Genomic DNA, 18,322 nt, shown 5'->3' on the forward strand with positions numbered 1-18,322 from the left:
TTGAGATAAATATAGCAAATCATTACACTCTTGCACATAACTTAAAGGTTAAAATCCTTTTGGATCAATGTGATTTATTAATTTATAAGCTAGTCGAATAGGTTTAGGTATAAAGTTTGCTTAAATGTAATGGTTTTTGACAGTGCAATTTAGGGATCGTAAATGGCGTTTAATTCTGAAATTACCATTAATGGTAGAACTATCGGGTCAGGCTACCCTGTGTATATTATTGCCGAAATGTCAGCTAATCACGGGCAAGATTTAGAGCAGGCAAAGGCGTTGGTAAGGGCGGCTAAAGAGGCTGGAGCGGATGCAATCAAGTTGCAAACGTACCGTGCAGATACTTTAACGATGGATTGTAAATTACCGCACTTTGAAGCAACTGGGCCATGGAAAGGGCAATACTTATATGATCTTTACGAAGGTGCATATATGCCATGGGATTTTCATGCTCCGTTGGTCCAATTGGCAAATGAAATAGGTATAACAATTTTCTCTTCTCCATTTGATGACTCTGCTGTGGATTTATTGGAATCGTTAGATTCACCGGCATATAAAATTGCTTCACCTGAGTTGATTGATCATGCGCTGATTCGAAAAGTCGCAGCAACTGGAAAACCGATGATCATGTCAACCGGTGGTGCAACCCTTGCTGAAATAACTGATGCGGTTCAAGTTGCAGAGCAAGCGGGGGTGAAAGAGTTGTGCGTATTAAAATGTACTAGTACTTATCCAGCCCCTGCAGAGTCAATAAATTTAGCCACAATTCCTCATCTAGCGGATAGTTTTAAGTGTCCAGTGGGGCTTTCAGATCATACTTTAGGTAATGATGTACCCATAGCATCAGTCGCTTTTGGCGCACATGTTATCGAAAAACATTTTGTATTAAGCAAAGATGATGAAACGGCTGATAGCTTTTTTTCAATGACACCAGATGAACTTAAAGCATTAATACATGGTGTTCGACAAGTCGAAAAAGCGATTGGAACAGTACATTATCCCCTTAAACCTTCACCTAATCGCCGTTGCTTATACACGACTAAAGATATTGAATCAGGAGAGATTTTAACCGTTGATAATGTTGCGAATCTTCGACCAGGTGGTGGTGAGTTAGCCCCAAAAGAATTACCGAATGTTATTGGTAGGAAGGCGCGCCTATTTTTACCTCGTGGTACACAGCTATGTTGGCAGGATATGGAATAATTAGCATGATAAATGAAGAGTTATTACAAGGTTTTTTTTGTGATTTTTTAATCGCACGCGGTATTAGTATTTCAAAGAAAAATATTAATCACTTTAATTTTACTGGTTCAGGTAGCATTGATTCATTTGAAATTCTTAGCATGATTATGGAGCTTGAGATGCTTACTAATATTCATCTGAGCCCTGATGAACTCATGGATGAAAATAATGCAACTGTGGGTGGTTTGATTGAAACGCTATTGAGGAAGCAATGAATATTGTAGCTCGAGTTTCTACGTGTTTAGGTATTGGCCATTTAATGCGTATAAAGTGGTTGCTGCTTGAGTTGCAGTCAAATACTCAAGCTAGCCTCACTTTGGTTTTGGATATTCAAAAAGCTGATATAGCGCCTTTTATACAAGAGCTGATATGTGATGATATACATTTTGTTAAAACGGCGTCCAAACAAGATATTGCTACTTTACTAAGCGTAATAAAAACCTCAAATGCTGATTTGGTAATACTCGATCATTACGATTTAGATATTGAATATGAAAAACAAATTGGTAGTGTAGGCGCAAAATTAGCGGTATTTGATGACTTAGGCAGAGATCATGATTGTGATTTTTTATTCGATGCTAAGTGGGTGGGAGAGCTAACCCACAAACGCTATGATAAAAAATCACCAGTAAAAACTCGTCACTTTTTAGGGCCTGACTTTTCATTATTAGCCCCCCCATTTAGCCAAACTTTGAATACGCACGTTTCACAAAGTAAAAATAAAACGAATATTCTTTGTTCTTTAGGTGGTGGTGGCGATCTTAGCATTTTTGCATCATTAGTTAATTCAGTACCTAATGAGCTACATAGTCAGATCCAATTTACGTTTGTAGTTGGTCCTAAAGCTGAAAATAAACAGGTTATTACTCGCCTTGGGGAGAAATTTAAAAACATAACGATTTTATGTTCTCCTTTATCTATAGCAAACGAATATCGCAATACTGATTTATTTATTGGAGCATTGGGTACATCATTATACGAACTGGCTGCATTAAAAGTACCTGCAATTACATTTTCTATCGCAGCTAATCAAGAAAATGATATAACTCACTTACAGCAATTAGGGCACTTTTTACATCTAGATGAATTCACAGATTCCCAAGCATGTTTATTAGGCGCTCAGCTGGGTGGCTTTATTTGTTGTTTACCTCGTATTAAAAAGCTACGCCATAATGCAATTGTTACTGTTGATGGTTTAGGTGTAAAGAGAGTTGCTGCAATTTTGCAAGCGCAGGAGTTTGACGTAACTGACATAAGTAGCCAAGTAAGGGACGCAAACCACATTGCCCAACTTACCACGCAATACGCAGTACGCGAGGTTGAGGATAGCGATGTAAATAATTACTTAATTGCTAGGAATTTACCAAGTAATTCACAAAAGATGACCATTAACGCAGATATACCGAGGCTTGAACATTACTTATGGTGGTTTCGAAGTGAAAGAAAATCGTATGTTGTTGAGAAAATAGGTATTCCTGCTATGTATGTATGGCACCAGTATGTATCTGCAAACTCGCATGATTATTTATATGGTGGTTGGTTTACAGCACGCAATGATGTGCCTTTTAATTTGGCTATGTTGACCCTTCAATGGCAGCTTGATTTTTGTAAAGTCAGTCATCCCAACGCTATTTGGCTTGCCGTGATCCACAAAGATAATAAATTCGTCAATTTGCTCAATAAATATATGGGGTTTGTGTCAACGCCTATCGACTCTGTTGAATATACTACAACCCAACAGTTATTCCCTTTAGCCGATGAACAATTTAATTTTGTGATGTGGGATCCAAATGCATAATAATAATAATAATATTTACCAGTTAGTTCAATCTCATGCAGTGAGCCAACCCGATAAGATAGCCTGCGTATACCAAAATACATCCATATGTTATCAGCAGTTAATTGATAAGGTAGATCATTTAGCGGCAGGTTTAATACAATTTGGCATAAAATCAGGTGATAAGTTGGCGTTATTTTGTCCAAACAATTTAGAGTTTGCTTATTGCCTATTAGCGGCAGCTAAACTGGGAGTAGCATTGGCTCCATTGCCTTTGACGCTTAAAGGGCATGCATTATCAAAAGCGTTACAGGTAGCTGATTGCAGTTACGCGATTGCATGGGTAAGTGTTGCAAATCAACTAGTAAAAAACGATGTATTGCCTAGCGACAAAATCATTTCGTTAGGCGGTCATATTGACGGGGCAAAGGACATGGCTTCGCTAATGTCATTGTCTGGTGAGCATTGTGATTCTTTTCTTGCAGATATTAACGCTCCTTTTATTCTTACAATGACCTCTGGTTCAACGGGTCAACCTAAGCCAATCGTATTTACTCAAGCGACCAAAATTGTCCGCGCGTTTGACGCAACGGCTCATTATTACCAATTAGATAAAACTGATGTAGTGTTAGTTTCAACTCCTTTATATCATTCGTTAGCACAGCGCTCATTGCTTATGCCATTAATGTTGGGTGCGAGTGTGGTTATATTACCCAAGTTTTCTGTAGGTGCTTGGCTTGATGCGATTGAAGTTCATAAAATTAGTTTTTTATTCGCTGTTTCAAGCCAATTAAAGGCCTTACTTCCTGAGTTAAAAAAGGCGCAATTAACAAGCTTGAAATGTGTTGTATCATCTTCTGCAACCCTTGAAAGTGACGATAAAAAACTACTATTATCAGCCTTAAATTGCCATTTCCATGAATGCTACGGGGCATCAGAAATGGGTGTGATCAGTGATTTTGATATAACTCAACCTAATGTGCCGATTAATAGTGTAGGTAAGCCTTTACCAAATTTGAGAATAAAAATATGTGACTCTGAACGTCATCTTTTATCTACAGGAAGTATAGGTGAAATTGCCTGTTGCTCGCCTACTGCATTTGCACAGTACTATAATTTACCAGAGCAAACTGCCCAAAGTTATGATGATGAGGGTTATTTTTTCACAGGCGATCTAGGTTATCTTGATGGCGATGGTTATCTTTATTATGTTGGTCGTACTAAAGAAGTGATCAAATCAGGTGGGATCAATGTTTACCCAAGTGATATAGAGTTAGTGACTAATTACTTACCTTGGGTTGATGAGTGTGCCGCATTTGGGGTGGACGATGATAAATTTGGTGAAGTTATTTTATTAGCGTTTGTATGCAGTAAAAACGCGCCTAGTAATGCAAAAGCCCAATTACAAATGCATTTACTCAAAGAACTGACTGACTACCAACAACCCCGCATTTTATTTGAGATGGTTGCTTTACCCAAAACTGAATTGGGTAAAATCCATAAACCGAGTATCAAGCAGGCTTATCTCGAGAGCGGTCATTAGGCGTCTTACACGCTCTCCCATCCCAAGGTTTGTGTTGAGCGTTTAGCGGCAGCAAATAGCTTTAAGCCATCAGCGGCATGCTCTAAACCAAACACGTATGAGTTGCTACTTGTTTGACCTTGTTGAAAAGACGCGAGATCTTGGGCTATATCGCTATATAAATTGGCAAACGCTTCAACAAAGCCAGTTGGGTGCCCTGGTTTCATTCGATTATATCTAAATTGATGAGCATAATCACATTGACCTGCACGGTCGAGGATTTCTCGTCTACCATCGTTAAAGTTAAGTTCTAATTCATCAGGGTTTAATTGTAGCCACTTGGCACTGCCAATATCGCCATAAATTCTAACTTGTAACCCATTACGATGACCAATAGCTGTTTTTGACATCCACATGCTACCTTTAATGCCACTGGCGTATTTTACGAGCATGTGTACGTCATCGACTAAATTAGCATATTGAGAGTGGTTACTAAACTCTGCGAGTGTGTGACTTGGTTCTTCATTTAATAAAAAACTACTTAGGTGGTGAAGGTGTACACCTAAATCTAGACATATTGTAGGCACTTCAGCGTCTTGCAGGCGCCAGGCTTGCGGTTGCGACGTTTTACCGGCAATATCAGGAGGTCGGCGAAAGCCTTCTTGTGGCATTTCTAAATGAATTTTTTGAATTTCCCCTAACTTTCCTGAATTAATTAGGTGCTTTAACTCCCGCACCATAGCATAACCACTGTAGTTAAAGGTTACCGCTAAAAATTGCTTTTCAGGGTCATAGTATGGCCTTAGTGCAGCAATTTCTTTCGGGCCGCAAACCATGGCTTTTTCACAGATCACAGGAAGCTTTTTTTCAAATAGGTATTGTAGAACTTCTAAATGATGAGGTGTTGGAGTGAGCACTACAAACGCATCAATGTGATCTTTTTCAGCTTCGACCATGTATTTCCAATCATCGTAGACACGATCTGAAGATATACCCCAATGAATGCCTGTCGCTTTGTTGTTTTCTTGGTTACGACAAAAAGCACCAGCAACAACTTGAAACTTATGATCCATGTGTGCTGCACAAAAGTGTACGTATCCAACCGCAGACGTGTTACCCCCACCGATAAAAGCGAGTTTGAACGTTGGGTGAGTGTGTAGCATAGCAGCCTCATGTTTCATTAAATGATATGTTTTATATCGTCAAAAAAGTTAAAAACTTTAATTTAAGATTTGCTGTAAGGTGTTAAGTACAAAATGTACTTCTTGCTCTTGCAACGTTGGATGCAAGGGAAGGGTGATTGCACCTTGATAATACTTTTCAGCATTAGGGAAGTCACCAACACTAAAGCCCATAGCTTGATAATAAGGCTGTAAATGTATTGGGATATAATGCAGATGGCCAATAATCCCGGCAGCCCGAAGTTGGGTTATAGCGTTTTTATGTCGAGTTATATCGCTATCTTTAAGTTGAACTATATATAAATGATAAGCGGAATAGCAGGTATCACTTTGATGTAATGGGCGGATCAGATTAAGATCTAGGTGTGTATTATATATCTGAGCTAAAAAGTGGCGCTGGTTAACAAACTCATCAACTTTACTTAGCTGGCTAATACCTAATGCGGCATGCAAATCAGTCATTCGGTAATTAAAACCAAGTTCTACTTGTTGGTAGTACCAAGGGCCATGACTTGGTTCGGTCATTTCGGTTGGATCAGATGTGATACCGTGGCTTCTTAATTTTCTTAAGCGCTTTGCTAGCTCTTGATTATTGGTGACGGCCATGCCGCCTTCTGCACTTGTGATTATTTTTACAGGGTGAAAGCTAAATACACAAATATCTGAAAACTCACAACAGCCTACGGGTTTATCTAAATACTTAGCACCTATAGCATGAGAGGCATCTTCAACAATTTTAAAGTCATATTTTAGAGCAAGTTTATGAATAGCTTGCATATCGCATGATTGACCCGCTAAATGAACGGGGATCACTACCTTAGGTAAGCAATTGTTTTGTTCTGCTAGAAGCAATTTTTTTTCAAGCTCAAAAACTGACATATTGCCAGTGTTTAAGTCAATATCAACAAAATCAATTTTAGCTCCGCAATACAAAGCGCAGTTTGCTGAAGCAACAAATGAAATAGGGGATGTCCACACTATATCGTTACTACCAACGTCAAGCGCTAAACAAGCTATGTGTAATGCTGATGTTGCACTATTAACAGCTACACCATGCACTGCCTTACAATAACTAGCAACAGCATCTTCAAATGCTGGCACTTTAGGGCCTTGAGTGAGCCAATCTGACTTTAAAACATCGACTACCGCATCAATATCAGTTTGGTCGATAAATTGTTTACCGTATTGGATCATATAAGTGCCTGAATATTAAAAGCATCTATTTCTTCTATCGTTAAGAAATGAGGGTTACTTAAAGAGTTATATTCAAACCCAACCTCGACTTTCTTACCTTGTTCATTTAATGCGTTGGTGTCGAAATCATTGCACCGGCTACTAAATTTAATACCAGGAGCAATCACAAAATGATCATCAAACTCATAGGTATCAAAACATAAATCAGATGGGCACATAATTTCATGCAATTTTTCACCGGGGCGAATACCGATAATTTTAACGGGTAAGTCAGGCGCCATTGCTTTAGCTAAGTCGGTAATGCGAATTGACGGTATTTTAGGGACGAATATTTCTCCACCTAACATGCGTTCAAAGTTCGTTAAAACAAAATCTACACCTTGTTGCAGGCTTATCCAAAAGCGCGTCATTTCTTCATGTGTTATGGGGATGTGATCTTGGCCTTGCTCAATAAACTTTTGAAAAATTGGGACAACAGAGCCGCGTGAACAAACAACATTACCGTAACGCACAACTGAAAATGTGGTGCGATTTCCGCCAGCAATATTATTGGCGGCAACAAATAGCTTATCCGACGCCAATTTAGTGGCGCCGTATAAGTTAATTGGGTTAGCTGCTTTATCGGTAGATAGAGCAATAACTTTTTCAACATCGTTGTCCAGCGCTGCATCAATTACATTCTCAGCGCCGTTGATATTTGTTTTTATGCATTCCATTGGGTTGTATTCAGCGGCGGGAACTTGCTTAAGAGCTGCTGCATGAATAACATAATTTACACCGCGCATGGCTCTTCTTAAGCGATCTTTATCGCGAACATCGCCGATAAAATATCGCATACATGGTTGATTAAATTCTTGTTGCATTTCAAATTGTTTTAGCTCATCACGAGAGAAAATTATAATCTTTTTAGGGTTATATCGCTCGAGCAAGGTTTTTACGTATTTCTTACCGAATGATCCGGTACCACCGGTTATTAAAATTGTTTTGTTATCGAACATAGTGTTACCCAAGTTATTTATCATTGGCGTAGTTGTTTATAAAAGTTAAATACGCAAAAGTGAAATTCATTACACATCTCAGTACTTTACCTATTAACTTAGTTGGTTAGCAAGCAAGATGCCAAGTTAATTTAATTTAACCATGGTACAAAGTGTAAAATTTGGCAAATTAAGCTATAATTTAACCAATCAGTGTGTCGGAGCCTGCTATGAAAATTCAATCACCATCTACTAGTTTTTTAAACCAAACACAGCAAACTGGAAATAAGCTTGCAGAACAACTCGCTACGGGTAAAAAAATAAACTCTGCGGCAGATGACGCAGCTGCGTTACAGATTATAGACCGTTTGACCTCCCAACAAGATGGGTATGGGCAAGCCGTGAGTAATGCTTATGATGGCATTTCTTACTCACAAGCAACAGAATCTAATTTATCTGGAGTTAATGATGCCGTGTCACGTATTCGTGAACTCTCTATTCAAGCAGGTAGTGGCGCGTTGAATGATAATGATCGCGCAGCTTTACAAGATGAAGTTGTGCAATTACAAAGTCAAATAACAGACACCTTTGAGAATGCATCATTTGGTGGTAAACCATTATTTGATGGTCAGGCAGTATCGTTTCAAGTTGGGCCAGATGCGAATACTACGCAAAGTGTAACTCCTGGCAATGGGAGTATTGCTAGCGTGGTTGCGGGTATTGACATTTCGACCCAAGCTGGCGCGCAAGCTGCGATTGATATTAGTGATCAAGCTGCAGATGAAATTAATAGTCAGCGTGCAGAGCTTGGTGCATTTGAAAATACGCTTTCAAGTACCATTCGCGGACTGGGCGAGCAAAATGAAAATATTGCCGCGAGTAAAAGTCGAATTCAAGATACCGATTATGCGCAGGCTATTTCTCAGCAGGTATCTAACGATATTTTAGCGCAAGCATCTATTGCACTTCGTGGGCAAGCAAACCAATCTGCAGAATCTATTTTAGGTTTGTTATAACCGTTATATTGAAACAGTAATTATTAAGTATTACTTATAGTTAACTAGGCGTCTGTTTTTTGGCATTGATGTCAAAAAACTGCCGCTTAGTGCTTGCATCCCTCCCAAAGTCGCTTACAATTTAATGTATCAATCTTTTTTGTAGTAATTGTGGCTCGCCAATAATGATCTTGATTTTAGATAATAATAATAATCGTGCGATAGGCTTAAATGCGGCGCTTACTTTCATTGGTGAAGCGGTGCAATTACTTGATGAACAAAATTTTGAGCAGATATGTTCCAGCTTTGATAAAAAAGAGTGCATGGTTATTCTTGGTGCACTCAATGACCTTGAGCATGAAGCTGTAATTAAAAAATACCCGACACTTCCCTTTTTATTGATTGGCGAAACACTTAAACCATTACTAAGTATTGCTAATGTAGTCGGCCTTATCTGTGAGCCGTTTACTCATGATGTGACTACTCAATTACTGCATGATTGCCAACAGTATCAACGGATGCTGCCAAATGAACATAAGCACGCAAAACCACATAAAACCTTTGATGGGTTAGTCGGTGAAACAGAAGCTGTTAAAGATGTGCGTTTTTTGATTGAGCAAGTAGCGAAAACTGATGCAAACGTACTTATATTAGGTGAGTCAGGCACAGGTAAAGAAGTTGTGGCTCGTAATGTACATTTGCTTTCTAAGCGCAACTCAGGACCATTTGTACCAGTCAATTGTGGTGCTATACCTGCCGAGTTATTAGAGAGTGAATTGTTTGGCCATGAAAAAGGGGCGTTTACGGGGGCTATTTCTGCTCGTAAAGGGCGTTTTGAACTTGCTCAATGCGGAACACTCTTTTTAGATGAAATTGGTGATATGCCGCTGCAAATGCAAGTGAAGCTTTTGCGTGTGTTACAAGAGCGAAGTTACGAAAGGGTTGGTGGCACTAAGGCAATTCAAGCTGATGTTCGCGTAATCGCGGCAACGCATAGAAACCTTGAGATGATGATTGAGCAAGGGAGCTTTCGCGAAGATTTATATTATCGTTTAAATGTCTTTCCAATTGAAAACCCATCGCTTAATGAGCGCGCAGATGACATCCCATTATTACTGAAAGAATTAATGCGTCGTGTAAATGAACAAAGTGGTACAACTGCTAAATTTACAGAGCGGGCAATTGATAGCTTAAAGGAACATGCATGGCCAGGTAATATTCGTGAACTAGCAAATTTAGTGGAACGTATGGTCATAATGTTCCCTGATAAAGTCGTTGATATCCCCGATTTACCAGCCAAATACCGTTATATTGAAGTAGAAGCATACGAACCACAGTACCCAGAAGAATTAATGGAACGTGATGCATTTAATGATATCTTTAGCGCAGGTTTTAGTGATTATGATGATGAACCTGATGTTGAAGTTAGTCAGTCTTCAGTTGATTTACTTCCCAATGAGGGAATTGAGTTAAAGGATTATTTGGCAGAATTAGAAATAAGCCTGATCACTCAGGCCTTAGAGCGTTACGATTATGTGGTAGCACGTGCAGCCGAAATTTTAGGGGTACGCCGTACAACCTTAGTTGAAAAGATGAAAAAATATAACTTATCACGAGATTAATTCGGGGTAGTTTTCATCTTCTTAGTAACTGAAGTTCGACTCAGTAGCAGCGATTTTACATCGCGAACCGTAAACAAGCGCGTGATAAATCTGAGCCTACTATACCCAAGTCACCTCAATAACGCAGTATAAATCGCTTTTAAACCAACCCATTGGGCGTTTCACAGGCGCTTACTCTCATCGTTGTTACTTCTTAAAAGGGACTGCCATTGTTGCAAAGTAACGCCTTGATATTAAGCCCCTGTGAAACGCTGAAGTCTGCATCTTGAGGTGGCTTGGGTATATACCCCATAGACGGAAATTTGTTTCTCATATGTCTTGCTTGTTGAAAATTAACCTAACGCGCTAAAACACGCCCTAGGGTTTTCTTCTTTAAACTCTTTTTACTCAGCTTAAAGTTATTTTGTACAAAGAGAATATTCTCTAGCGTCTAGTATTGCTCAATAATCTCAGCTTTGCGGAAACAGTCATTACTGTGATCGTTTACCATGCCACAGGCCTGCATATGGGCGTACACAGTGGTTGGCCCTAAAAATTTAAAACCTCGTTTTTTTAAATCTTTTGCAAACGCAGTTGATGCCTCGGTAATCGCGGGGTAGTCACTGAGTTTGTCTAAATCACTCACTAACGGCTTACCACCCACAAACTGCCATTGGTAGTGACTAAAGCTACCAAACTCTTGCTGAATTTCGATAAAACGTTTTGCATTATTTATTGTCGCAGCAATTTTTAGCCGGTTGCGAACAATTGTTTCATCAAGCATTAATCGTTCAATATCGTGTTCGTTCATTAACGCGACTTTTTCTACATCAAAATCTAAAAAAGCACGACGATAGCCACTGCGTTTTTTTAAAATTGTATACCAACTTAATCCTGCTTGTGCTGATTCAAGGGTAATAAACTCAAACAGTTTTTGGTCATTATAAAGTGGCACGCCCCATTCATCGTCGTGATATTTAACATAGTCTTCTTTACTGGTATCGAGCCAAGGGCAGCGACATACATTTTCTTTACTCATTGAATAATCCTTTCTTTTAAAACCGATGTCATTTTTTTGTCGCGCAAGTTTAAAGCTAACATTATGAAAATAAACATTAATAATAGTGGTATGAATCGTGCATTTAACTCGTTAGAAACGATTTATAAGAGTATCGATTATGGCCTTAGCTAATGTCTTGAAACCACAATTTATCACAGCTACCCAATATAACCCATGCCTTCAGCAAGAAGAGTATGTGGGTGAGCTTAGTGAGCTGCGTCAACAAGCCAGCTGGTTAAGCCACTTAGTTGATACTATGCCTGCGGGAGTTGTGGTGCTAGATGCCAGAGGCATGATCGCAAAAGCCAATCAAATAGCGATTGATATGCTTGGCGAGCCACTTGAAGGTGAAAAGTGGTTTAGCGTGATCCAGCGCTCTTTTCGACCTCAGCAGGATGATGGTCATGAAGTATCTCTCAAAGATGGTCGCTTAATTAAATTAGAAATAACGGCGTTGACCCCAGAGCCTGGACAGTTAATTTTAATGACAGACTTAACTGAAACGCGTCGTTTACAAACACGAGTTGCACATATGCAACGTTTGAGTGCACTGGGTAAAATGGTGGCATCTTTAGCTCATCAAGTGCGTACACCATTATCTGCGGCTATGTTATATGCCGCTAATTTAGGATCCAAGCGTTTACCTGAAAGCTCTCGAGGCAGTTTTCATACAAAATTAATGTCACGGTTAAAAGATCTCGAAACGCAGGTGAACGATATGCTGTTATTTGCAAAAAGCGGCGATCAGCAAGTGGTAGAGCAGGTGTCTATGCAGCAGCTATTAACAGAAGTGAAAATGGGTGCTGATGCGATGGTTGCACTAAACAATTGCGAACTTGAGGTTAGCCTACCGGATCCTGATGTTGAAATTGTCGGTAATAAAACGGCGTTGGCGAGTGCTATTCAAAACCTTGTTCATAATAGTATCCAAGTTATTGGTGCTGGCGCGAAAGTTTACGTAAGTGCGCAACGTGATGAAGATGAGCCTGAGTTTGTTCGGATCAGTGTTAATGATAATGGTCCCGGTATTGATTTAACGCAAGCTGATAAGTTATTTGAACCATTTTATACCACTAAAAGCCAAGGCACAGGGTTGGGCTTAGCTGTGGTTAGCTCAGTGACAATTGCTCACCAAGGGCGAGTTGATGTTGCTAATAATACACAGGGCGGTGCTTGCTTTAGCTTGCTGCTGCCTATTTGTGCAGAATCAAAGTCAGTGGAGGTCATATGAGTAACAATACGATTTTAGTTGTAGAAGATGATGCAGGGCTTCGAGAGGCTTTGATCGACACGTTAGAAATGTCAGGAATTGATTGTGTTGCGGCTGATAGCGCTGAACAAGCAATGGTTTTATTGAAAAAAGATAGCTTTTCTTTAGTCGTAAGTGATGTGCAAATGGGGGCGATGAGTGGTCTTGATTTATTGCGGAGCATTAATTTAAATCACCCTGATTTACCAGTATTGATGATGACAGCATATGCAACAATCGATGATGCGGTTGAGGCAATGCGCTTAGGTGCGATTGATTATATGGCTAAGCCATTTGCGCCAGAAGTGTTACTCAATATGGTGAGCCGCTATTTACCAGAACCAGAAAAAGAAACGGATGGCCCAATTGTCGCAGATCCGAGCAGTATTCAATTATTAGAGCTTGCTTGTAAAGTTGCTAAATCTGATGCCAGTGTAATGGTGTTAGGCCCAAGTGGCTCAGGTAAAGAAGTATTAGCACGGTTTATTCATGATAAATCAGATCGTGCAGATCAGCCTTTTGTCGCAATTAATTGCGCTGCGATCCCAGAGAATATGCTTGAAGCGACCTTATTTGGTTATGAAAAAGGCGCATTTACAGGTGCAATCCAAGCTTGCCCTGGGAAATTTGAGCAAGCACAAGGTGGTACGATTTTACTTGATGAAATCACCGAAATGGATTTAAGCCTGCAAGCTAAGCTACTACGTGTACTGCAAGAGCGTGAAGTTGAACGTTTAGGTGGTCGAAAAACGATTAAATTGGATGTTAGAGTATTAGCCACTAGTAACCGTGACCTAAAAGAGGCCGTAAGTGAGCATCAATTTAGAGAAGATCTTTATTACCGTTTAAATGTGTTTCCATTGATGTGGCGCCCACTTTGTCAGCGCCCTGGTGATATTATTATATTGGCAAAGCATTTAATTGAGCGTCATATTAGTAAAAGCAAAGAGCCAATGGCACAACTTAGTCTATCAGCGCAGGATAAATTATTATCACACGCTTGGCCTGGTAATGTGCGTGAGCTTGATAATGTGATCCAGCGCGCATTAATACTGCGCCACGGTGATGTGATCGATGAAAATGCTATTTTTATCGAAAATCTAACAACGGCTCCATTAACCACCGCTTTAGCTAGCAATCCATTACCTGTTGACACAGCAAGCTCATTGAGTAATGAAGCGTATTACGACGTACAAGTGCCGACAATTAAAGCAAAAGCAACACACAGTGAGCCATTGATTAGTACGGACTCTGGCAGCTACAAAGATGAATTAAAAGATAAAGAACATCGCATTATTTTAGAAACGCTTTCTCGCTGTCAAGGTAAGCGAAAAGATGTTGCTGAGACTTTAGGGATCAGTCCGCGAACATTACGCTATAAATTGGCGCAAATGCGTGACTTAGGTATTGCATTACCAGCCTAACTTTTATAAATATACGCTCAGTGCTCACTGAGCGTTCTTCCGTCAAAACTCTGACAAGTTAAATTAAACTGTAACTAACTGTATTTAAATGACTATTTTATGGCACGTTTTGTGCTTTATCTAGTTATAAGTAAATTGTATCGTCAGAGATCATTATGAAAATTGAAAACAGTGCATTATTCCAAGAAATGCAATCCATGGCTCTTGAAACAAGCCGTGGTAATCAAGTAAATAACATACCAACTGAAGCGCAACCAACGTCATCAGCACAATTTGGTGATTTACTTACTAGCGCGTTAAATACGGTCGATGGCCATCAAAAAGAAGCGAAACAAAAGGTGACGGCCTTAGAAATGGGGGACCGCAGTGTTTCGTTAGCTGAAGTGATGATCGCATCACAGAAATCATCTGTCGCTTTTGAAGCGACCGTTCAGGTTCGTAATAAGCTTGTAGAGTCTTACAAAGAAATCATGAACATGCCTGTTTAACTAGGTAGTGGAGAATTATTGTGGCGCAATCTAATCAATCAACAGATCTTGCTTTAGCTGGTGGCGGTATCGACCAAAACGATAGTGAAGAGCAACAAGAACAAAAGTCAGGCTATTTAAGTGCTCTTAATGGTGTTGATATATTACGTCAAGCAACACTGCTGATTGCTTTAGCTATTTGTCTTGCGATTGCAATTTTTGTGATTATTTGGGCAAAACAACCAGATATGCGACCACTTGGAAAAATGCCAACAGAAGAGCTTATCCAAACTCTCGACTTTTTAGATGCACAAAAAATTGAATATCAGCTCGATGGTAACGTTATTTCTGTTGAAGAAGGCGAATATCAAAGCATTAAATTATTAATGACTCGAGAAGGGTTAGAGCAATCCCCAAATTCTGGTACTGATATTATCATGCAAGATATGGGTTTTGGTGTAAGCCAACGTTTAGAGCGTGAACGTTTAAAGCACGGTCGTGAGCAACAGCTTGCACGAACTATTGAAGAACTAAAAAATGTTACCCGCGCCAAAGTATTACTAGCCATCCCAAAAGAAAATGTGTTTGCTCGTCGTGAGAAAAAACCATCAGCAACCGTTGTGCTAACACTCAAGCGTGGACGTATGCTTAGTAGTGAAGAAGTTGATTCTATTGTTGATATTATAGGGTCAGCGGTTCAAGGCTTGGAACCTGCACGAGTTACAGTTACAGATCAAAATGGTCGATTATTAAATTCTGGTTCACAAAGTTCACTTGCGTCACGCTCACGTAAAGAATATGAAGTAGAGCGCAAACGTGAGCAGGAATACCTCGAAAAAATTGATAGCATTCTAATTCCGGTACTGGGCTTGGGCAATTATACTGCGCAAGTAGATTTAAGCATGGATTTCAGTTCAATTGAAGAAACCCAAAAACGTTATAATCCTGATTTACCGGCAGTGAGAAGTGAAACAACATTTGAAGAAAGTAACATCGGTGGTCTTGCAATCGGCATACCTGGTGCTTTGTCAAACCAACCTCCTGCAAATTCAGACATACCAGAAGTAGCAGGTCAAGGCGGAGCTGGCTCAGGTACTTCACCAAGTCGTAGTCATAAAGAAGCAACAAGAAATTACGAATTAGATACCACAATTTCTCATAAACGTCAGCAAACAGGTGTGATACGTCGTATCAGTGTTTCTGTTGCGGTAGATTACTTAGCAACAGCAGGGGAAAATGGTGAAACGACCATGGTGCCTCGCTCAATCGAAGCGCTGTCAAATATTCGTCGTTTATTGCAAGGTGGTGTAGGTTTTGATTTACAACGAGGTGATGCGCTTGAAGTTGTGACCGTTCCTTTTGTTCGAGAGGAAATGGGGTTAGCGATTGAAGTACCAATTTGGGAGCAAAGCTGGTTTATGAAGATCGTTCGTTTAGTGCTCGGTTTCTTAGTCATTGTTGTGCTTATAATGGCCGTTGTTAAACCAATGCTTAAACGCTTAATCTACCCAGATGATACGCTTGAAGAGTATGACGATGACGCACTTAGTTCAGGTGTAGATATTGGAGACAATACGCTGGATATGCTAAATAAAGATTTTGATTCTGCTTCGGTTGGCTTCTCAAGTGATGGTACACTACAGTTACCAGACCTACATGGCGACGAGGACTTGCTCAAAGCTGTACGTGCCCTTGTAGCTAATGAACCTGAACTCTCCTCACAAGTTGTGAAAGCGTGGTTAACAGAAGATGACTGATCAAGACCAAGAACAAAAACAACTACCAACAGCGTTTGATGTTGATAAATTAGACGGTGTAGATAAAGCCGCAATCTTATTGCTGAGTTTATCTGAAGAAGATGCTGCGCAAATATTAAAACATCTTGAACCTAAGCAAGTTCAAAAGGTGGGTATGGCAATGGCTGCGGTAGATGACCTATCGCAAGCTAAAATCAGCGCAGTACATAACTTGTTTATAGAGCAAATCCAAAGCTTTAGCACGATAGGCTTCCAATCAGAAGACTTTATTAAAAAAGCATTAACAGCAGCCTTAGGTGAAGATAAAGCGGCAAGTCTTATTGATCAAATTGTAATGGGATCAGGTGCTAAAGGTCTGGATTCTCTTAAGTGGATGGACTCAAAGCAAGTTGCTAACATTATTCGCAACGAGCATCCGCAAATTCAAACCATTGTTTTATCGTATTTAGAGCCAGAACAATCAGCTGAAATATTAGCGCAATTCCCTGAAAAAGTGCGTTTAGATTTAACCATGCGTATTGCTAATTTAGAAGAAGTTCAACCAGCAGCATTGCAAGAATTGAATGAAATCATGGAGAAACAATTTGCTGGTCAAGCTGGCGCGCAAGCTGCGAAAATGGGTGGCTTGAAAGCAGCCGCTGATATTATGAACTACCTTGATACGAATGTTGAAGGTCAGTTAATGGACTCAATACGTGAGCATGATGAAGAAATGTCACAACAAATCCAAGATCTTATGTTTGTGTTTGAAAATCTAATGGAAGTTGAGGATCGTGGTATCCAAGCCATTCTTCGAGAAGTGCAGCAAGACGTATTGATGAAAGCAATTAAAGGCACAGATGAAGGACTGAAAGAGAAAATTCTGGGTAATATGTCTAAACGTGCGGCAGAAATGCTGGCTGATGATTTAGAAGCGATGGCACCTGTGCGAATAAGTGAAGTTGAAGCGGCACAAAAAGAAATATTATCAACTGCGCGACGTTTGGCTGATTCAGGTGAAATCATGCTCGGCGGTGGCGGTGGCGAGGAGTTCCTATAAACGATGAGTAACTCACGCTCAAATCAAGGTCGTCCGCTTCATGCAAGAGAAGCGGTTGATGAATTATTAGAAAATTGGCCAATTCCAGATGTAACGCAAGATACGCGTAAATATGATGGACGTTCAACTGCTTTTGGTACACCGCTTGCTGATCTGTATCGTAAAGAGCAACAAAGGAGTGAGCCAGAGGTTGAACCTGAAGAGCCTGAACTCCCTTCGTTAACGATGGCAGAATTAGAGCGTATTCGCCAAGACGCTTACGAAGAAGGTTTAAAACAAGGTCATGAGCAAGGCTATATTGATGGTTTTGAGAAAGGCGTCGGTGAAGGAAAAGAAGCAGGTTACAAAGAAGGCGTAGAGTTAGGTAAAACTCAAGGTCAAGAGGAAGTAAAGCCATTAATTGAAGAGCAATTAACAAGCTTGCGAAGTCTACTAGATAGTTTGAGTGAACCATTAGCTAAAGTAGATGACGCAGCTGAAAAACAGCTTGTGCAACTAGCAGTAATGCTTGCACAAGCGCTTATTTATCAAGAAATAAAAACGTCACCAGATATTGTTCTTCATAGTTTAAAGCAATGCATAGATGCACTGGGTACAGAGCAACCGAATATACGTATTCATTTAAACCCAGAAGACATAGAGCTTATTAAAAATAGTTACACAGAAGAGGCATTGGCAGTGAGTGGTTGGCAACTAATACCAGAGCCCACTTTAGAACGTGGTGGTTGCCAAGTTAAAACAGCACAATCATCAATTGATATGACAGTCAAAACCCGCGTCAAAGAAACGTTGGATAGCTTTTTGCATAGTAGTGGTATCTAAGTATATTACTGGCTT

The 18,322-nt window shown here is 39.9% G+C and carries 16 protein-coding genes; 12 read left to right on the plus strand and 4 right to left on the minus strand.

Features of this window, described 5'->3' with window-relative positions:
- Positions 1 to 162 precede the first annotated feature (162 nt).
- Genes pseI through ADS77_RS08375 form a run of 4 tightly spaced genes read left to right on the plus strand, consistent with a single transcriptional unit; the run spans position 163 to position 4,562 of the window.
- On the plus strand, positions 163 to 1,203 hold the full coding sequence (pseI, locus tag ADS77_RS08360) for a pseudaminic acid synthase (protein WP_054453872.1): 1,041 nt from the start codon (positions 163 to 165) through the stop codon (positions 1,201 to 1,203).
- Positions 1,204 to 1,208: 5 nt separating this feature from the next.
- Entirely contained in the window at positions 1,209 to 1,457 is a 249-nt protein-coding gene (locus tag ADS77_RS08365) for a hypothetical protein (protein WP_054203326.1), read from the plus strand.
- Complete coding sequence (pseG, locus tag ADS77_RS08370; protein ID WP_054453874.1) at positions 1,454 to 3,040, plus strand: UDP-2,4-diacetamido-2,4,6-trideoxy-beta-L-altropyranose hydrolase; 1,587 nt, start codon at positions 1,454 to 1,456, stop codon at positions 3,038 to 3,040. Before ADS77_RS08365 ends, pseG begins: the two co-directional genes overlap by 4 nt.
- The gene (locus ADS77_RS08375; RefSeq protein ID WP_054453876.1) at positions 3,033 to 4,562 is read left to right on the plus strand and encodes a class I adenylate-forming enzyme family protein; all 1,530 of its coding nucleotides are present in this window, start codon (positions 3,033 to 3,035) and stop codon (positions 4,560 to 4,562) included. The genes pseG and ADS77_RS08375 overlap by 8 nt, the downstream gene beginning before the upstream one ends.
- Before the next feature lie 5 nt (positions 4,563 to 4,567).
- Here the strand turns inward: ADS77_RS08375 and ADS77_RS08380 are convergent, their stop codons facing one another.
- The 3 genes from ADS77_RS08380 to pseB are packed head-to-tail and all read right to left on the minus strand — an operon-like array spanning position 4,568 to position 7,914.
- The gene (locus tag ADS77_RS08380; protein ID WP_316244663.1) at positions 4,568 to 5,722 is read right to left on the minus strand and encodes a Gfo/Idh/MocA family protein; all 1,155 of its coding nucleotides are present in this window, start codon (positions 5,720 to 5,722) and stop codon (positions 4,568 to 4,570) included.
- A gap of 39 nt (positions 5,723 to 5,761) precedes the next feature.
- Positions 5,762 to 6,916, minus strand: a complete 1,155-nt coding sequence (pseC, locus tag ADS77_RS08385) for a UDP-4-amino-4,6-dideoxy-N-acetyl-beta-L-altrosamine transaminase (RefSeq protein WP_054453878.1) — start codon at positions 6,914 to 6,916, stop codon at positions 5,762 to 5,764.
- Positions 6,913 to 7,914, minus strand: coding sequence for a UDP-N-acetylglucosamine 4,6-dehydratase (inverting) (gene pseB / locus ADS77_RS08390; RefSeq protein ID WP_054203322.1), 1,002 nt, complete (start codon positions 7,912 to 7,914; stop codon positions 6,913 to 6,915). Before pseB ends, pseC begins: the two co-directional genes overlap by 4 nt.
- 209 nt (positions 7,915 to 8,123) lie before the next feature.
- Between pseB and ADS77_RS08395 the strand changes: the two genes are divergently transcribed.
- Positions 8,124 to 8,909: a flagellin gene (locus ADS77_RS08395; RefSeq protein WP_054453880.1), complete on the plus strand. Its 786-nt coding sequence runs from the start codon at positions 8,124 to 8,126 to the stop codon at positions 8,907 to 8,909.
- Positions 8,910 to 9,073: 164 nt separating this feature from the next.
- Complete coding sequence (locus tag ADS77_RS08400) at positions 9,074 to 10,510, plus strand: sigma-54 interaction domain-containing protein (RefSeq protein ID WP_054203320.1); 1,437 nt, start codon at positions 9,074 to 9,076, stop codon at positions 10,508 to 10,510.
- A gap of 430 nt (positions 10,511 to 10,940) precedes the next feature.
- Here ADS77_RS08400 and ADS77_RS08405 read toward each other — a convergent pair whose 3' ends face one another.
- Positions 10,941 to 11,528, minus strand: a complete 588-nt coding sequence (locus tag ADS77_RS08405; RefSeq protein ID WP_054203319.1) for a DNA-3-methyladenine glycosylase I — start codon at positions 11,526 to 11,528, stop codon at positions 10,941 to 10,943.
- A gap of 139 nt (positions 11,529 to 11,667) precedes the next feature.
- Between ADS77_RS08405 and ADS77_RS08410 the strand changes: the two genes are divergently transcribed.
- The 6 genes from ADS77_RS08410 to fliH all read left to right on the plus strand — a co-directional run bounded on the left by ADS77_RS08410 (position 11,668) and on the right by fliH (position 18,307).
- Complete coding sequence (locus tag ADS77_RS08410; RefSeq protein ID WP_054203318.1) at positions 11,668 to 12,780, plus strand: sensor histidine kinase; 1,113 nt, start codon at positions 11,668 to 11,670, stop codon at positions 12,778 to 12,780.
- The gene (locus tag ADS77_RS08415) at positions 12,777 to 14,222 is read left to right on the plus strand and encodes a sigma-54-dependent transcriptional regulator (RefSeq protein WP_054453882.1); all 1,446 of its coding nucleotides are present in this window, start codon (positions 12,777 to 12,779) and stop codon (positions 14,220 to 14,222) included. The genes ADS77_RS08410 and ADS77_RS08415 overlap by 4 nt, the downstream gene beginning before the upstream one ends.
- 155 nt (positions 14,223 to 14,377) lie before the next feature.
- Entirely contained in the window at positions 14,378 to 14,710 is a 333-nt protein-coding gene (gene fliE, locus ADS77_RS08420; RefSeq protein WP_054203316.1) for a flagellar hook-basal body complex protein FliE, read from the plus strand.
- 20 nt (positions 14,711 to 14,730) lie between these two features.
- Positions 14,731 to 16,446, plus strand: coding sequence for a flagellar basal-body MS-ring/collar protein FliF (gene fliF / locus ADS77_RS08425; RefSeq protein ID WP_054203315.1), 1,716 nt, complete (start codon positions 14,731 to 14,733; stop codon positions 16,444 to 16,446).
- Positions 16,439 to 17,485, plus strand: coding sequence for a flagellar motor switch protein FliG (gene fliG, locus ADS77_RS08430; RefSeq protein WP_054203314.1), 1,047 nt, complete (start codon positions 16,439 to 16,441; stop codon positions 17,483 to 17,485). Before fliF ends, fliG begins: the two co-directional genes overlap by 8 nt.
- A 3-nt stretch (positions 17,486 to 17,488) precedes the next feature.
- Entirely contained in the window at positions 17,489 to 18,307 is an 819-nt protein-coding gene (fliH, locus tag ADS77_RS08435) for a flagellar assembly protein FliH (protein ID WP_054453884.1), read from the plus strand.
- Positions 18,308 to 18,322 lie beyond the last annotated feature (15 nt).

Origin of the sequence: Pseudoalteromonas porphyrae (assembly GCF_001298125.1) — a bacterium.
GTDB classification, from domain to species: domain Bacteria; phylum Pseudomonadota; class Gammaproteobacteria; order Enterobacterales; family Alteromonadaceae; genus Pseudoalteromonas; species Pseudoalteromonas neustonica.

What these genes read in the sequence shown, in the direction of transcription:
- pseI (WP_054453872.1), top strand. Translation starts at nt 163, where the DNA reads ATGGCGTTTAATTCTGAAATTACCATTAATGGTAGAACTATCGGGTCA.
- ADS77_RS08365 (WP_054203326.1), top strand. Translation starts at nt 1,209, where the DNA reads ATGATAAATGAAGAGTTATTACAAGGTTTTTTTTGTGATTTTTTAATC.
- pseG (WP_054453874.1), top strand. Translation starts at nt 1,454, where the DNA reads ATGAATATTGTAGCTCGAGTTTCTACGTGTTTAGGTATTGGCCATTTA.
- ADS77_RS08375 (WP_054453876.1), top strand. Translation starts at nt 3,033, where the DNA reads ATGCATAATAATAATAATAATATTTACCAGTTAGTTCAATCTCATGCA.
- ADS77_RS08380 (WP_316244663.1), bottom strand. Translation starts at nt 5,722, where the DNA reads ATGAAACATGAGGCTGCTATGCTACACACTCACCCAACGTTCAAACTC.
- pseC (WP_054453878.1), bottom strand. Translation starts at nt 6,916, where the DNA reads ATGATCCAATACGGTAAACAATTTATCGACCAAACTGATATTGATGCG.
- pseB (WP_054203322.1), bottom strand. Translation starts at nt 7,914, where the DNA reads ATGTTCGATAACAAAACAATTTTAATAACCGGTGGTACCGGATCATTC.
- ADS77_RS08395 (WP_054453880.1), top strand. Translation starts at nt 8,124, where the DNA reads ATGAAAATTCAATCACCATCTACTAGTTTTTTAAACCAAACACAGCAA.
- ADS77_RS08400 (WP_054203320.1), top strand. Translation starts at nt 9,074, where the DNA reads ATGATCTTGATTTTAGATAATAATAATAATCGTGCGATAGGCTTAAAT.
- ADS77_RS08405 (WP_054203319.1), bottom strand. Translation starts at nt 11,528, where the DNA reads ATGAGTAAAGAAAATGTATGTCGCTGCCCTTGGCTCGATACCAGTAAA.
- ADS77_RS08410 (WP_054203318.1), top strand. Translation starts at nt 11,668, where the DNA reads ATGGCCTTAGCTAATGTCTTGAAACCACAATTTATCACAGCTACCCAA.
- ADS77_RS08415 (WP_054453882.1), top strand. Translation starts at nt 12,777, where the DNA reads ATGAGTAACAATACGATTTTAGTTGTAGAAGATGATGCAGGGCTTCGA.
- fliE (WP_054203316.1), top strand. Translation starts at nt 14,378, where the DNA reads ATGAAAATTGAAAACAGTGCATTATTCCAAGAAATGCAATCCATGGCT.
- fliG (WP_054203314.1), top strand. Translation starts at nt 16,439, where the DNA reads ATGACTGATCAAGACCAAGAACAAAAACAACTACCAACAGCGTTTGAT.
- fliH (WP_054453884.1), top strand. Translation starts at nt 17,489, where the DNA reads ATGAGTAACTCACGCTCAAATCAAGGTCGTCCGCTTCATGCAAGAGAA.